Source organism: Chryseobacterium sediminis, assembly GCF_008386505.1.
Taxonomy (GTDB): Bacteria; Bacteroidota; Bacteroidia; order Flavobacteriales; family Weeksellaceae; genus Chryseobacterium; species Chryseobacterium sediminis.
Window position 1 is genome coordinate 1074130 of the sequence record NZ_VUNZ01000001.1, and the last position, 15740, is coordinate 1089869.

At 35.8% G+C, this 15740-nt stretch carries 13 protein-coding genes; 2 read left to right on the top strand and 11 right to left on the bottom strand.

The window, feature by feature from the left end; translation table 11 throughout:
• Window positions 1-5 precede the first annotated feature (5 nt).
• From FW780_RS05035 to FW780_RS05045, 3 genes are all read right to left on the bottom strand, one after another.
• The gene (locus tag FW780_RS05035; RefSeq protein ID WP_149832487.1) at window positions 6-2594 is read right to left on the bottom strand and encodes a DNA gyrase/topoisomerase IV subunit A; all 2589 of its coding nucleotides are present in this window, start codon (window positions 2592-2594) and stop codon (window positions 6-8) included.
• Window positions 2569-3078 (bottom strand): hypothetical protein, encoded by a 510-nt coding sequence (locus tag FW780_RS05040; RefSeq protein ID WP_241676849.1) that lies wholly within the window; start codon window positions 3076-3078, stop codon window positions 2569-2571. The genes FW780_RS05035 and FW780_RS05040 overlap by 26 nt, the downstream gene beginning before the upstream one ends.
• A gap of 104 nt (window positions 3079-3182) precedes the next feature.
• Window positions 3183-5069 carry a DNA topoisomerase IV subunit B gene (locus FW780_RS05045; protein ID WP_149832488.1) on the bottom strand — a complete coding sequence of 629 codons (1887 nt, stop codon included), beginning with the start codon at window positions 5067-5069 and terminating at the stop codon, window positions 3183-3185.
• 355 nt (window positions 5070-5424) lie between these two features.
• Here FW780_RS05045 and FW780_RS05050 point away from each other — a divergent pair, with 355 nt between their 5' ends.
• Window positions 5425-6573: a methionine aminotransferase gene (locus FW780_RS05050; protein WP_149832489.1), complete on the top strand. Its 1149-nt coding sequence runs from the start codon at window positions 5425-5427 to the stop codon at window positions 6571-6573.
• A gap of 81 nt (window positions 6574-6654) precedes the next feature.
• Here the strand turns inward: FW780_RS05050 and FW780_RS05055 are convergent, their stop codons facing one another.
• Complete coding sequence (locus FW780_RS05055) at window positions 6655-7419, bottom strand: SDR family NAD(P)-dependent oxidoreductase (protein ID WP_149832490.1); 765 nt, start codon at window positions 7417-7419, stop codon at window positions 6655-6657.
• Between the two features lie 89 nt (window positions 7420-7508).
• Window positions 7509-8447, bottom strand: coding sequence for a helix-turn-helix domain-containing protein (locus FW780_RS05060; protein ID WP_149832491.1), 939 nt, complete (start codon window positions 8445-8447; stop codon window positions 7509-7511).
• Window positions 8448-8736: 289 nt separating this feature from the next.
• Between FW780_RS05060 and FW780_RS22315 the strand changes: the two genes are divergently transcribed.
• Window positions 8737-8895: a hypothetical protein gene (locus FW780_RS22315; RefSeq protein ID WP_167510643.1), complete on the top strand. Its 159-nt coding sequence runs from the start codon at window positions 8737-8739 to the stop codon at window positions 8893-8895.
• A gap of 454 nt (window positions 8896-9349) precedes the next feature.
• On the opposite strand, the gene ychF is transcribed toward FW780_RS22315, so the two are convergent.
• The 6 genes from ychF to FW780_RS05095 all read right to left on the bottom strand — a co-directional run bounded on the left by ychF (window position 9350) and on the right by FW780_RS05095 (window position 15671).
• Window positions 9350-10441, bottom strand: coding sequence for a redox-regulated ATPase YchF (gene ychF, locus FW780_RS05070; protein WP_149832493.1), 1092 nt, complete (start codon window positions 10439-10441; stop codon window positions 9350-9352).
• A gap of 179 nt (window positions 10442-10620) precedes the next feature.
• Window positions 10621-11172 (bottom strand): ferritin, encoded by a 552-nt coding sequence (locus FW780_RS05075; protein WP_149832494.1) that lies wholly within the window; start codon window positions 11170-11172, stop codon window positions 10621-10623.
• A 241-nt stretch (window positions 11173-11413) separates the two neighbouring features.
• A complete protein-coding gene (locus FW780_RS05080) occupies window positions 11414-13030 on the bottom strand; it encodes a glycoside hydrolase family 10 protein (RefSeq protein ID WP_149832495.1) in 1617 nt (538 codons plus the stop codon).
• Window positions 13031-13160: 130 nt separating this feature from the next.
• Window positions 13161-14966, bottom strand: a complete 1806-nt coding sequence (typA, locus tag FW780_RS05085) for a translational GTPase TypA (protein WP_047377475.1) — start codon at window positions 14964-14966, stop codon at window positions 13161-13163.
• A 137-nt stretch (window positions 14967-15103) separates the two neighbouring features.
• On the bottom strand, window positions 15104-15310 hold the full coding sequence (locus FW780_RS05090; protein ID WP_149832496.1) for a bacteriocin-like protein: 207 nt from the start codon (window positions 15308-15310) through the stop codon (window positions 15104-15106).
• Between the two features lie 109 nt (window positions 15311-15419).
• Window positions 15420-15671, bottom strand: a complete 252-nt coding sequence (locus FW780_RS05095; RefSeq protein WP_149832497.1) for a DUF1294 domain-containing protein — start codon at window positions 15669-15671, stop codon at window positions 15420-15422.
• Window positions 15672-15740: the final 69 nt, after the last annotated feature.

A 15740-nucleotide genomic window follows, 5' to 3' on the forward strand; every position in this document is an offset into this window, starting at 1 on the left:
TCTTTTTAATTTTCAGGTTCATCACCTTGAAACAGATCTCCAATAATTCCCCCGTCTTCATCCACATCTCCTCCTGTAGGCTCCGGATCTTCATATACTTCAGGTTCTTCTTCCACAGGTTCAGGAATGGTAATATTGATTGCTTTTACTTTGAACTTTGTAAATTGGTTTCCGATGGCTTTTATCCCTTTTACAGCGATAAATTCATCAATATTTACTGTTTCCGGATCACGTTCTTTTCCTTTATCTTTCGCGAAAATGATTTCTGCAGTTACATCGTTTGCAACAATTACATTTTCAATGAACGATTTCGGATGTTCAGATGGCATGAAAGTCTGTACATTTACCGTGTTTTCCAGTAAGAACCTCTTGATAAAGTAAATGTCTTTTTCTCCATCATAATAGATACAGGTAATAGGCTGTGCGGGTCTCCATTTTTCCAGTACCAGATATTCATCATCGAAACGGTTACCCAAATCAAAAGAAACAAGCTTTACTTCACCGTTTGTATTGATTGTCAGGATTTTATCATCTCCTTTGAAACTTCCCAGTAATGTTCCTCTTACATCAGCATTCAGTCTTCTTACCGTATCGTCAAACCAGATTTTTCTAGGTGCCAGAGTAGAAACTCCTTCTTCCTTCATATCTACTTTTTTCACGGCGTATTTTGTTACCAGGTTTCCTTTGGAATCACGCCCTTTGATGGCAAGTTCGGAGAAATTGATCTCCATTTTGTTCTTTCTGATCCTTGGATTTGGTTTTAAAAGTACAGTTACTGTTTCTGCTTCTCCATTAGGATTTGCTGAGAAATATAAAGTTTCTGATCCTTTTTTGTCTGAAGCTAACGGATAATCTGTATTTCTGGTCACTCCGGTTACAGAGAAACGTTTCATATAATATGGACCTTCCCTACCTTCACGGTAGATCATGTTATATACTGTTCTTTTATCGTTTTTCTTCCATATAGCAACATGCAGAATATCCTTTCCAACAAATGTTTTAGCCTCTACTTTCACCACTTTCATACTTCCGTCTTTTCTGAAAATGATGATATCATCTATGTCAGAACAGTCAAATAGATACTGGTCTTTCTTCAGGGATGTTCCGATGAAGCCTTCTTCAAAATTGGCATAGAACTTTTCATTAGCCACAGCAACTTTTGTAGCATCAATGGTATCAAAAATTCTAAGCTCTGTCTTTCTCTGTTTGTCTTTGCCGTATTTTTTCTGGATATTTAAATAATAATCAATGGCATAAGCGATCAGGTTGGCCAAGTGATATTTCACCTGTTCTATCTTACCTTCCAGCGAAGCAATATTTTCTTTAAATTTATCTAAATCGAATCTTGAAATCCTCTTGATTCTGATCTCTGTCAGTTTTAAGATATCCTCTTCTGTAACGGCTCTTAAAAGATGTTTGGTATGAGGTTTTAATCCCGCATCAATAGTTTTTAATACATCTTCCCAGGTTTTTACCTCTTCAATATCGTGATAGATTCTGTTTTCGATGAAAATTCTCTCCAATGAAGAGAAATGCCAGCTTTCCTGAAGCTCATGAAGCTCAATTTCCAGTTCTTTTTTCAATAATGACACGGTATGGTCCGTATTCGTTTTCAGAATATCAGACACCGTCAAAAACATGGGTTTATCTCCTACAATTACACAGGCATTCGGAGAGATGGTCACCTGACAGTCTGTAAATGCATACAGAGCATCAATGGTTTTATCCGGCGACACATCATTATGGATATGAATAAGGATTTCTACTTTATCTGAAGTATTGTCCTCAATCTTTTTGATTTTGATCTTTCCTTTCTCATTGGCTTTTAAAATAGAGTCAATAAGATCCGTTGTGGTTTTTGAATAAGGAAGTTCGGAGATAACCAGTGTATGTTTATCCGTCTGGGTAATTTTAGCTCTTGCTCTTACCTTTCCTCCTCTGTGACCGTCATTATATTCGGAAACGTCAAGATAACCGGCTGTTAAAAAGTCCGGGTACAGTTCAAATTTCTTACCTTTTAAATACGCTACAGAAGCATTAATAAGCTCGTTAAAGTTATGCGGAAGTATTTTTGTGGAAAGTCCTACCCCAATACCTTCTACTCCCTGTGCAAGAAGCAGAGGAAATTTTACCGGCAAATCAATAGGCTCATTATTTCTTCCGTCATAAGACTTTGTCCAATCTGTAGTTTTAGGATTAAATACTACTTCCAGAGCAAAAGGAGTCAGTCTTGCTTCAATATATCTTGCTGCAGCCGCAGAATCTCCTGTATAAATATTACCCCAGTTTCCCTGTGTATCTATTAACAGCTCTTTCTGCCCAATCTGTACCATGGCATCTGTAATGGAAGCATCTCCGTGCGGGTGATACTTCATGGTATTTCCCACGATATTGGCTACTTTATTGTAACGGCCGTCTTCCAGTTCCCGCATAGAGTGCATGATTCTTCGTTGAACGGGTTTCAAGCCGTCATAGATCGAAGGGATAGCTCTATCCAAAATTACATAGGAAGCATAATCCAGAAACCAGTCTTTGTATAAACCGGAAACTTTCTTCAAGCTTTCACCCTCATGCGAATATTCTTCTGTCGTCATCTGTTTTTTTATCTTTTTTCTCTTTATTAGCTTTCACTACTTTGTTTAGAGAGAGTTTTAAATCATTTACTTCTTTATTGTTCAAATAAGAGATTTGGTACTTTAGTATCGTAGAACCATTATTCTTACTAGAAACGGTGATATATAATCTTTTGAAAAAGAGAATACTGACCACGTCATATTTTATCAATTTGTATTTTGGAAATTCGTCGTGAAGAGGTTTGTCTAAAAAGGGAATAACATTCCTGTTTTTAAAGTTCAAAGCTTCTCCATCGCTGTCATATTCAAAAATCTGTCTGCCGCTGATATAAAATATTATCAGCAGTAGAATGGGAACAATAATCAACAAATAACTTTCTTTACCTAATGCATTAAATCTGTATTCATTAGCGGCAAATACGATTATACCAAACACTGTTATCATAAGAAGCAGTGTACTCAAAGAGTTATAAATTGATGCTTTATTACGGTTACTTAGTCTCATTGTTATTTTTTGGTTGCGTAAGTTTTATAATTCTTACTTCATCCAAAATTGTGTTTTTTTTCAGTAATGGTTTTTACAACCTGTTTTTTTAAGTTTTAAATCTTTTAATTCTCTACTTCATCCAGTATTTCTTTTTTATCAATATCAGAATCATCTTCCACCACAAGGTTTTCAAGAATGAAAGTCTGTCTGTCCGGAGTATTTTTCCCCATGTAAAATTCCAGAAGCTGATCAATCGTCTGGTCTTTTCCTACTACTACAGGCTCTAAACGGATGTCTTTTCCAATAAAATGCTTAAACTCATCTGGAGAAATTTCTCCTAATCCTTTAAATCGTGTGATTTCAGGATTTTTCCCCAGTTCGTTCAATGCTTTTACCCTTTCGGCTTCTGTATAACAATATCGTGTTTCCTTTTTATTTCTTACTCTGAATAACGGAGTCTGAAGGATATAAAGGTGTCCGTTTTTAATCAGGTCCGGAAAGAATTGCAGGAAGAAAGTGATCATCAGCAGACGAATGTGCATTCCATCCACATCGGCATCGGTAGCAATAATCACCTGGTTGTATCTCAGGTCTTCTAAGCTTTCTTCAATATTTAATGCGGCCTGAAGAAGGTTAAATTCCTCATTTTCATAAACAACTTTCTTGGTTAGACCATAACAGTTCAACGGTTTACCTTTCAGTGAGAATACTGCCTGCGTTTCTACATCTCTGGATTTTGTGATAGATCCTGATGCGGAATCCCCTTCGGTAATGAAGATTTGGGTATCTCCTTTTCTCTCGGCTTTCTGATCATTATAGTGCTGTCTGCAGTCACGAAGCTTTTTATTGTGGAGAGATACTTTTTTTGCTCTTTCCCTTGCCAGTTTCTGGATTCCCGAAAGTTCTTTTCTTTCTCTTTCGGAAATTAATATTTTTCTTTGAATTGCCTCTGCAATTTCCGGATTTTTATGAAAGAAATTATCCAGTTTGCTCTTAAGGAAATCAATAATGAATGTTCTCACAGTAGGCCCGTTCGGTCCCATATCATTAGACCCTAATTTTGTTTTGGTCTGAGATTCAAATACCGGTTCTTCTACATTGATTGAGATTGCGGCGATGATTGACTTTCTGATATCAGAAGCATCAAAACTTTTATTGAAGAATTCACGCACTGTTTTTACATACGCTTCACGGAATGCATTAAGGTGTGTTCCCCCTTGTGTTGTATTCTGTCCGTTAACGAATGAAAAATAAGTTTCTGTTTGTGATTTATCAGAATGGGTAATTGCTACCTCAATATCATCATCCTTCAAATGAACGATCGGATAAAGGATATCGCTTTCCAGTTCTTCTTCCAACAAATCTTTAAGACCATTTTCAGAAAAATAGGTTTCTCCGTTGAAAAGTATTTTAAGTCCCGGATTCAGATAAGCATAATTGCGGAGCATTCTTTCGATATACTCTTTTCTGTATTTAAAGTGCAGGAAAATCTCTCCATCAGGGATAAAAGAGATTTCAGTACCGTTTCTGTCCGAAGTTTCTTTCTCATCAAAGTTTTCTTTGATCATACCTCGGGAGAATTCAGCAACTTTCATTTTTCCATCACGGAAAGAACGGACTCTGAAGTAATCTGAAAGGGCATTTACCGCTTTGGTACCAACCCCGTTCAGTCCTACAGATTTTTTAAACGCTTTACTGTCGTACTTTCCTCCGGTATTCATTTTTGAAACGGCGTCTACGACTTTCCCCAACGGGATACCACGTCCAAAGTCACGGATCGTAACTTTACCGTCGTCCAGTTTTATTTCAATTCTTTTCCCTGATCTCATCCTGAACTCATCAATAGAGTTATCAAGGATTTCTTTTAACAGTATATAAATACCATCATCAGCAGAAGAACCGTCACCGAGTTTCCCGATGTACATACCGGGGCGCAGACGGATGTGTTCCTGCCAATCGAGGGTTCTGATATTATCTTCGGAGTAGGTTGGATTTATTTCTTGTGACATATATGATTTCAGCAAACATACAAAAGTACAAAATTGTCCAAAATTATCCGAATTTTTTCAACTTGTTTTTTTTAATATTTCGCTATAAACATTGCATTATTATCAATCAAATTATATATTTACAAAATTATCAACACCGTGTGAAAAATTTATTTACTTTCCTTATATTCTGAATAATTTTATTATTTTCTACACTCTTTATATTCACAAATGGGTCGTTTATTTGCTAAGGGTTACTATTTAACTATAGAAATTGCTGTATATCATGTTAAACCCTGTCTTTTCCTAATATTTATTTCCATAAGTTCAATACGTTTTAAATATTTCATTAAATTCGACCAACAAAACTGTTTTTATGATACAACTTCCTTTATCAAAACTTTCTAATGTAGGAACTACTATTTTCAGTCAGATGACTCAACTGGCCAATGAAAATGAAGCCATCAATCTATCTCAGGGATTCCCTGATTTTATGCCTGATTCAGAATTATTGAATCATGTGGATCATTTTATTAAAAAGGGCTTCAACCAATATGCTCCCTTAGGCGGAATGATTGGATTAAAGGAAGAAATTGCCCGAAAAATAGAGAACAGCCATCAGGCGATCTACCACCCGGATTCTGAAATAACAATTACAGCGGGTGGAACTCAGGCTATTTTCACCGCTATTGCCTCTTTTGTTAAAAAGGATGATGAAGTGATCATTTTTGAACCGGCTTATGATTGCTATGAACCCACAGTAGAACTTTTCGGAGGTATTGTTAAACGTTTTGAAATGAAAGCTCCGGATTATGAAATCAACTGGACTGCTGTAAAAAACCTTATCAGTGAAAAAACGAGAATGATCATTCTTAATAACCCTAATAATCCTTCAGGAAAAATCCTGAAAGAAAATGATATTCAAGAGCTTATCAAACTGGTGAAGGGAACTTCTATTCTTATTTTAAGTGATGAAGTGTATGAAAATATTGTTTTTGATGGAAAACAACATTTAAGCATCTGCAAGTATCCGGAATTAAAAGAAAGAAGCATTCTTGTTGCCTCTTTTGGAAAGCTTTTCCACGTTACCGGCTGGAAAGTAGGCTACTGTGCTGCACCTAAAAATTTAACGGACGAATTCAGAAAAGTTCATCAATTCAATGTATTCTGTGTAAACACTCCTATACAGCTTGCACTGGCAGAATACATGAAAAATGATGAACATTACACTTATCTGAATCAGTTTTTCCAGGAAAAAAGAGATTTTCTGAGAAAAGGACTTGGGGGAACTTCGTTTGAGCTTCTGGATTGTGAGGGAACGTATTTTCAGGCAGTAAAATATGATAAGATTTCTGATAAAAATGATTTTGATTTTGCATCTGAACTTACTATTAATCATAAGGTGGCTAGCGTTCCTTTTTCTTCTTTTTATAAAAGCAAGCTGAATGAAAATGTGATCAGATTATGCTTTGCCAAGAAGCAGGAAACATTGGAAAAAGCACTTGAAAACCTGTCAAAGATTTAACCAACAATATTGTGTAAACAGAATCCGCCGGCTCAAAAATGAGCCGGCGGATTCTGTTTTAATGTATACGTTTTTGAAATGTTATAAAAACATCCCACCTGAAACTTCAATTCTTTGTCCATTGATCCATCTTGCATCTTCAGTACATAGGAATGCTACCACACCACCGATATCATCAGGAAGTCCTACTCTTCCCAAAGCTGTGGCACCCGCTACTACAGCGTTGATCTCTTCATTATCTCTCACTCTCCCTCCACCAAAGTCTGTCTCAATAGCTCCCGGAGCCACCACATTGGCTTTGATTTTTCTTGAGCCCAATTCTTTAGCCATATATTTTGTCAGCATTTCTACCCCAGCTTTGATTGACCCGTAAATAGAAGATCCCGGTGTTGCAAATCTTGCCAGTCCTGAAGATACATTGATAATTCCTCCTCCATCATTAATGAATGGCAAAAATTTTTGAGTCAGGAAAAAAACTCCTTTGAAATGGATATCTACCACATCGTCCAGCTGTTCTTCCGTAACTTCCGTAATGGGTGAATACAAAGCTGTTCCTGCATTATTGATCAGATAATCAATATGAGTACTTCCTGTATTTTCCTGCAAGTGATCCGTAACGTCTTTTACAAAGGCATCAAAACTTTTGAGGTCTTTTGTATCCAATTGGAAAGCTACAGCATTACGTCCCATTGCTTTTATTTCGTTTACAACAGCTTCAGCTTCTTCCTTATTGCTTCTGTAAGTAATAATAACGTCTAATCCTTTTTGAGCAATCTTTAGTGCTGAGTTCTTTCCCAATCCACGGCTTCCTCCGGTTACCAGTGCGATATTTGTTTTTGTGTTCATTGTATTTTGATTATTTTGATGGTACAAAGTTGGGACATTTTCAGACCGAAGTGTTTGCTTGAATCAATCTGAAATTTGCAAAATTCAAATCAGGAACGAAATTCCAGCGGAGTAAAGGAAGTTTTCCTTTTAAAGAAATTAGAAAAATGGGCAATTTCCTCGAAACCCAGTGCATATGATATTTCTGAAACGTTCCATCTGGTCTGCTTTAAAAGTATTTTTGCTTCCTGAGTAATTCGGTCTGAAATAAATTCCGTAGTCGTTTTTCCGGTACTCTCTTTTAATCTTTTATTTAAATAATTGACATGAACTGCCAATCTGTCTGCATAATCTTTCGCAGTCTTCAGCTGCAGTCTCTGATCCCAGGATTCAATAGGAAATTGTCTTTCCAGCAGCTCTATAAATAGAGAAACCACTCTCATAGAAGCATCATTTGATTCAGATATTTTGCTAGCCGGCTGCAGTTTCTGCCCATAATGGATGAGTTCAAGAACATAGTTTCTGATCAGATCATACTTAAAAACATAATCAGAATCTATTTCTTTTTTAATTTTTTTAAAAAGGCTTTCTATTTCTTCTGCAAGTTCACCATCGATTTCAAATATTGGTATGCCTCCAGGTTGAAAAATAGGGAGATCTTCGAGGTTATAATAAGATTTATCTTTAATAAAAAAGTCCTCTGTAAATACACAGAAACTCCCCGACTGATCAGGATCTTCAGGAACCCAATGATACGGAACTTTAGGAGTGGCGAATAATAAGGCGTTTTGTTTTATTGATATTACTTTGTCAGCGTATTCTGCCCTGTTTCGTCCCCTTATAAAGCTTATTTTATAGTATTTTCTTCTGTTATAAGGCATTTCGGATGTAGCCTTTGCTCTTTCAAGTGTCTGGGCAATATCGAAAACATTAAAGTGCCCGATATCTTTATGAAGACCCTTGGGAAAAATACTTTCAAGATCTTTGCCCAGTTTGGCAGCCATCTCTTTGTAAAAGTCTTCCAGTGAAGTATGCGCTACTTTTTCCATTGCAGATGATTTGTAAAATTCAAATATACGAACTTATGAGACAGACTGCTTACATTCATTACAAATTATCCGCCACAGTTCCAAATTCCTCTATTAATAAAGCTAATTTTCAACATAAAAAATCTTATCAACCTGTTAAAAACTCCACATATTTATTGATTTGGATTAAAATTAATGATCATATCAATATATTTCATTTAATAATTTCTTATTTTTTTTCTAAACACAGTGATATACTTCATTTATTTTTCTTACATTCGTCAAAACTAACCCATTAAAAATCAAACCAATGGAAAACAAAAATTTAACTAACGGAAAAAAATTGAACAAAAAGCAATTAAGAGTAATTACCGGAGGAAAAGAAATGTGTCTTCTTCCAGATCTGACTTGTAAGAAATTTTCTTTTGCCTGCGCAGAAATACAATGTCAGCCAGGTATTGAACTTTAATAAGCACAATAAAAACTAAAACCATAAAAACTTTTAACGAATGAAAAATCAGCATTTAAATAATGGAAAAAAACTCAATAAAAAAGAGTTGAAAACTATCCAAGGGGGTGTAATGATATGTTCCCATCAGGGTATTTGTACACAAATTCACCCGTCATGTTATGAACCCAAGTGTCGAACAGGCGAGGCAGAGTTAAGATGTACAGATATAGTTGGTAACTGCGTTATGATCTCCATAAGTTGTATGGAACCAAAATGCCGATTTGAAACTATTCCACTTTAAGGATAAAATAGCAGAACTGCTCTCTGATTTCAGGGAGTAGTTTTTTTAAGCAGTAGCATTTGTTTTAAATTTCAAATAAGAAATACAAATCCAACTTGTTGCAAATAAATGCAAAAAACGCTCCCAAATACATGGAAGCGTTTTTTATTATAAACGAACTTTAATATTTTCTTATACATTGAATCTGAAGTGCATGATGTCTCCATCCTGTACTACATATTCTTTACCTTCCACGGAAAGTTTTCCGGCTTCTTTGATTTTTACTTCAGAACCGTAATGGATATAATCATTATACTTGATTACTTCTGCACGGATAAATCCTTTCTCGAAGTCTGTGTGGATTACTCCTGCAGCTTGTGGAGCTGTCCAACCCTGTCCGATAGTCCAGGCTCTTACTTCTTTCACTCCAGCAGTAAAATAGGTCTGAAGTTTCAAAAGATCGTAAGCTTTTCTGATCAAACGGTTAACTCCCGGCTCAGTAAGACCTAGCTCTTCAAGGAAAATTTCTCTTTCTTCAAAAGTTTCAAGCTCATTGATATCAGCTTCGATTTGTGCTGCTAATACAACTATTTCAGCACCTTCACCTTTAGCCATTTCTTCAATCTTACCAATCCAGTCATTTCCGTTTTTGATAGAATTTTCGTCTACATTACAAACGTAAAGTACAGGTTTATTGGTTAGCAACTGAACTTCTCCTATAATTGATTTTGTAAAATCATCGGTAGCAAATTCTCTTGCATTTTTCCCGTCTTCAAGGAATTTCTGTAAATTTTGTAGTGTTTCGTAAGTAAGAATATCTTCTTTCTTTCCTGACTTAATGAATTTCTTAGCTTTTTCAACTGCTTTCCCTACCGTTTCAAGGTCTTTCAACTGCAGTTCGATATCAATAATTTCTTTATCTCTCAAAGGATCTACAGAGCCTTCAACGTGGATGATATTTCCGTTATCAAAACATCTTAAAACGTGAATAATTGCTTCACATTCACGGATATTAGCCAAGAACTGGTTACCCAATCCTTCTCCTTTGCTGGCTCCTTTTACAAGACCTGCAATATCAACAATCTCAACTACAGCTGGTAAAACTCTCTCAGGCTTTACGATTTTCTCCAGTTCAAACAATCTCTGATCCGGTACAGAAACCGTTCCAAGGTTCGGCTCAATAGTACAGAAAGGATAGTTGGCTGACTGAGCTTTTGCATTACTCAAACAGTTAAAAAGAGTTGATTTACCTACATTCGGCAGGCCTACGATTCCACATTTCATATTGTAAAATTCAAAGTTTAAGGTTTAGGGGTAACTCAAGGTTTCTCCAACTTTAAACATTGAACTCTGAACCTTGAATTACGAGTGTGCAAAGATAGTGATTTTTGAGGGAGTTTCATAATAAAAAAATCTGCCAATATTCTGACAGATTTTCTAAAGGTTTGGATTCACCGGCTGTTTTATGGATTATCTCCCGTAGCATTCTGAGCCAGCGGAACATCATTCGGTGCTTCCTGTAAAGTTTTATCTAAAGTAAATAAAGATTCATCGGTAGCCCTGTCACCACCAGCGATTTTTAATTTATCAATTAAGTTTTGAGCTAATGTTTCTTCTTCAATCTGTTCCTGCACAAACCATTGCATGAAATTCCAGGTCGCCCAGTCTTTCTCTTCCATAGAAAGATCTACAATTTTGTAAATCGCGGTTGTATTGTCAACTTCATGTTTAAAAACTCCATCAAAACAGGCTGTAAGGTTTTTGGGATCTGCCGGAGGTGCCGGAATAGCATTTACTTTTGGTTTTCCACCCCGGTTTAAAATGTATTCCATGAATTTGATTGAGTGATTTCTTTCTTCCTGAGCATGACGGTAAAGAAAGTTGGCAATTCCCTGATAGCCTTTATCATCAGCCCAAATTCCATAAGATAAAAAAACGTGTGATGCATGAATCTCCTTATTCATTTGGTCACTAAGTGCTTTTTCCATGTTCTTGGAAAGTCTGTTAGTATTCATAATGTTATATTTTGGTGATTATGGGATGAATCATGCAAAAATGATTCCGATAAGATTATTATTTTACTTAAAAAATCAAAACCACATTTAAAATACAATTGATTTTCAATAATTTAAATTAATAATTTATAGTTATTCTAAAATAAAAACCAGCTCTGTTGAGAACTGGTTTTAAGCTTATAGTTGAGATTGTTTCACCTTACGGTTCTCAGTCACTATCTTTTACTTATTTATAAAAATATTATTTAATTTTTCTGGCGGTATAATCACTTTCATTTCCTAATCTGTCGATAGCTTTTATAGCAACTGCGCTCAGTTTTTTACCGTCTTTAAATTTAGGAATATCTTTTGAAAGAGTATCCAGCGTTAGGATTTCGGTTTGCCATACTCCATTGTATTGCGTAAAAAGAACCCACTGGAAAACATCTGCAGCATTTTTTGTACTCCAGCTTGTCTGTACAAAACTTCCGTTGTCTGCAATAAACAATGTAGGAGTCTGTAATGGAGCAGCCTTTATCCATGGAGATCTCGGCACTAATGCTTTTTCACTGTACGGTCCGTTTTTCAAAGCAGGCAGCATATTGGGATTTTTCGTAAGTCCGGCAATACTCCAGTGAATTTCTCCGGCATCATTTTTCAGTATATTTCTGGAGATTGCAATCTGATTTTTGATTTCTGTCGGGCGGTCTGATACTTTAACCTCAACGGTATTCAAGCCTGGCCACAAGTGACGGTTCATCGTATTTTCGGATTGCCACCAGCTTAACAGGGCTTCAAAGCTTTGTCCTTTGGAATCAATTGGCCAGTAAAGCTGTGGTGAAAAGTAGTCTACCCAGCCTTTATTTAACCATAATTTAGCATCTGCATAGAGTTCGTCATATTGTGAAGAGCCTATAACTCCTGCAGGATATCCGGGTTTCCATATTCCGAACGGACTGATTCCGAATCTTACATTATTTTTTTCTGCATGAATTTCTTTATAGATCCGCTCTACGAATTTATTAACATTATCTCTTCTCCAATCTGCTCTGGATAAAGTTCCACCACTACTTACGTAAGCATTCCAGGTTGCATTATCTGGAAAATCAGCGCCTTTATTATAGGTTGCGTAGGGATAAAAATAATCATCAAAGTGTACGGCATCAATATCATACCTTTTTACAATATCTCTCACCACGTTGGATACATGTCCCTGTGTTTTTGGATTAGCAGGATCAAACCAGTACATTCCGTTTTTTAATCTTAAAACAATATCGGAAAGTTTATTGGCCATAGACAGATTATTCACGGCTCCACCATTCGTATGATGCGCGCGATAAGGATTTAACCAGACATGCAGTTCCAAGCCTCTTTTGTGAGCTTCTTCTATCCAAAACTGAAGTGGGTCATAGTTTGGCGAAGGAGCCTTTCCTGTTTCACCGGTCAAAAAGTAAGACCAAGGTTCAATATTACTTGTATAGAGAGCATCCGCGGAAGGTCTGATCTGAAAAATAGCAGCGTTAAAATTGTTGTCTCTCAACATATCAAGCATACTGATTGCTTCTGCTTTCTGTTGTTCCACTGTAAGATCATTTCTTGAAGGCCAGTTGATATTGGCCACACTTGCGATCCATGCTCCACGGAATTCTCTTTTGATTTCCGGCAGATTGGTTCTGAAATTATCTTCGGTTGAAGCTGTGGTTCCTGTGGTTGGTTTTGTTGTTACAACAGGTACTTTTGGTGGAGTCGTATTATTGATAGGTTTTGTCGGATTCTTCGTGGAAGGTGTTTTTACAACATTGTTCTGAACGGAACATGAGGTAGTGTAAGATGCAAAAACGCCCAATAAAACGATAAGTTTTAATTTATTCATTCTCATAGTCACAAAACTACTTTAAAATTTATTTTTAATTTTCAGAGATTATTATGCCAAAATAAGCATTTTAATGGGTTGACATAGAAAAAAAGCCTCGAAAATCGAGGCTTTGATTTTATATATAAGAGTTTTATTATGCTTTTGCAGATCTTTCTACTCTTTTTCTTTCTTCTTCTGAAAGAATTTTCTTTCTCATTCTGATGAAGTTTGGAGTTACCTCAATAGCTTCATCACCCTGGATGTATTCCATACATTCTTCAAGAGAGAATAAAATTTTCGGAGCAACACCAGTATCTTTATCTTTTCCAGAAGCTCTCATGTTATTCAACTGTTTTGCTTCTACGATGTTTACTACCAAATCTCCCGGCTTGTTTTGCTCACCGATGATCATTCCTGTGTAGATTTCCTCACCCGGATCAACGAAGAACTTACCTCTATCCTGTAGTTTAGCAATAGAATATTCTGTAGCAGGACCTGTAGTTTTGCTGATCAAAACTCCATTGTTTCTTCCAGGAATAGTTCCTTTGAAAGGCTTATATTCTGTGAAACGGTGTGCCATAATAGCTTCCCCTGCAGTAGCTGTCAACATTTGAGAACGTAGTCCGATCAAACCTCTTGAAGGAATTTCAAACTCCATGTGCTGCATTTCACCTTTAGTTTCCATGATGTGAAGGTCACCTTTTCTCTGAGTTGCAAGGTCGATTACTCTTGAAGCAAATTCTTCAGGAACGTCAACAACCAATGATTCATAAGGCTCACATTTTTCACCATCAATTTCTTTGAAGATAACCTGTGGCTGACCAATTGTCATTTCGTATCCTTCTCTTCTCATTGTTTCGATCAGAACTGATAAGTGAAGAATACCTCTACCGAATACTAAGAAAGTGTTTGCATCATCAGTCTGCTGAACTCTTAATGCTAAGTTTTTCTCTAATTCTTTAGTTAATCTTTCTTTCAGGTGGTTTGAAGTAACATATTTACCATCTTTACCGAAGAAAGGTGAGTTGTTGATAGAGAACGTCATGTTAAGCGTAGGCTCGTCAATTGCAGTTCTTTCCAATGGCTCAGGATTTTCAAGATCAACGAAAGAATCACCAATCTGGAAAGCATCAAAACCTACTACAGCACAGATATCTCCTGCTTTTACTTCAGTTACTTTTTTCTTTCCTAATCCTTCAAAAACGTAAAGTTCTTTTACTTTTCCTTTTACAATTTTACCTTCTGCCTGAGCAAGACCAATCCATTGAGATTCTTTGATCTCACCTCTTGTCACTTTCCCGATTGCAATTCTTCCCAAGAAAGAAGAGAAATCAAGAGAAGTAATCTGCATCTGAAGATTTCCTTCTGTTACTTTCGGTTCAGGAACATATTGTAAAATACCATCTAAAAGTGGCAAAATGTCTTCAGTCTGTTCTAATGAAGTGTTGAACCAACCTTGTTTTGAAGATCCGTAGAATGTAGGGAAATCCAATTGCTCTTCTGTAGCCTCAAGGTTGAAGAATAAATCAAATACCTTATCGTGAACTTCGTCAGGACGGCAGTTTGGTTTATCTACTTTATTGATTACCACTAATGGTCTCAATCCTAGTTCCAATGCTTTCTGTAGTACGAATCTTGTTTGTGGCATTGGTCCTTCAAACGCATCTACCAACAAAATAACTCCATCAGCCATTTTCAATACTCTTTCTACTTCTCCACCAAAATCGGCGTGACCAGGAGTATCAATTACGTTAATTTTTGTGTCTTTATAAGTAACAGAAATATTCTTGGATAAGATGGTGATCCCTCTTTCTCTTTCAAGATCGTTGTTATCCATAATTAACTCCCCACTCTCCTGATTTTCTCTGAAAATGTTGGTAGCGTGAATGATCTTGTCAACCAAAGTCGTCTTTCCGTGGTCAACGTGTGCGATAATCGCAATATTTCTAATGTTTTGCATAAAAGATTTTTACGGGTGCAAAAGTAGTGATTTTTAATGAAAAAATATTTACTTATGAAAATATTTAATATTATGTTTAAAATACTTATTTACAAGACAATAAAAAAAGAGTGTTAAAAAAACACTCTTTAATCTATCTATATACAGATTTGTATTTCACATGGATCTACTGCAGGCGGTTCTCCACATATAATGTCAAATTCACCACAATTGCTGGAGAACCCTGTCCCCCAACCCCATCTTACAGCACATGTATCGGCATCTTTACATCTTACCATTCCTTTAACAATTCCTCCCTGAACTGATTTCATTTCAGATCTGGAAATTTTTCTAAGATTTCTCATATTGTTTTATTTATTTGTTATTAGCATGATAAAAATATTAAAAAAAACGCAACAACAATTATTTAATACAATATTTAACATTTAAAAAAATAACATAGCTCATTTTAAATCAATGCCTTATAAATCTATAAAACAAAACCAGATCAATTAAGACTACAATAAAAAATTTTACAAGAAATGATTTTTTGGAGACTTTATGATTGAAAATAATCATTCCGGAGGCTGCTCCTACAATACCTATAAGAGAAATTCCTAAAAGAGTATTTTCTGAAATTCTCCATTGCTGTTTTTTAGCCTGCCATTTATCAAAACCAAAAACACAAAATACAATCAGATTAACTATTAATAGAAAGGGAATCATTTTAAAATTAATTTAAAACAAAAATAAAGTTTAATTTATATACAGAAAAATCCAAAAAATTAAAAACAA

Coding starts and splice junctions, on each gene's coding strand:
- FW780_RS05035 (WP_149832487.1), bottom strand. CDS start 2,594: ATGACGACAGAAGAATATTCGCATGAGGGTGAAAGCTTGAAGAAAGTT.
- FW780_RS05040 (WP_241676849.1), bottom strand. CDS start 3,078: ATGAGACTAAGTAACCGTAATAAAGCATCAATTTATAACTCTTTGAGT.
- FW780_RS05045 (WP_149832488.1), bottom strand. CDS start 5,069: ATGTCACAAGAAATAAATCCAACCTACTCCGAAGATAATATCAGAACC.
- FW780_RS05050 (WP_149832489.1), top strand. CDS start 5,425: ATGATACAACTTCCTTTATCAAAACTTTCTAATGTAGGAACTACTATT.
- FW780_RS05055 (WP_149832490.1), bottom strand. CDS start 7,419: ATGAACACAAAAACAAATATCGCACTGGTAACCGGAGGAAGCCGTGGA.
- FW780_RS05060 (WP_149832491.1), bottom strand. CDS start 8,447: ATGGAAAAAGTAGCGCATACTTCACTGGAAGACTTTTACAAAGAGATG.
- FW780_RS22315 (WP_167510643.1), top strand. CDS start 8,737: ATGGAAAACAAAAATTTAACTAACGGAAAAAAATTGAACAAAAAGCAA.
- ychF (WP_149832493.1), bottom strand. CDS start 10,441: ATGAAATGTGGAATCGTAGGCCTGCCGAATGTAGGTAAATCAACTCTT.
- FW780_RS05075 (WP_149832494.1), bottom strand. CDS start 11,172: ATGAATACTAACAGACTTTCCAAGAACATGGAAAAAGCACTTAGTGAC.
- FW780_RS05080 (WP_149832495.1), bottom strand. CDS start 13,030: ATGAGAATGAATAAATTAAAACTTATCGTTTTATTGGGCGTTTTTGCA.
- typA (WP_047377475.1), bottom strand. CDS start 14,966: ATGCAAAACATTAGAAATATTGCGATTATCGCACACGTTGACCACGGA.
- FW780_RS05090 (WP_149832496.1), bottom strand. CDS start 15,310: ATGAGAAATCTTAGAAAAATTTCCAGATCTGAAATGAAATCAGTTCAG.
- FW780_RS05095 (WP_149832497.1), bottom strand. CDS start 15,671: ATGATTCCCTTTCTATTAATAGTTAATCTGATTGTATTTTGTGTTTTT.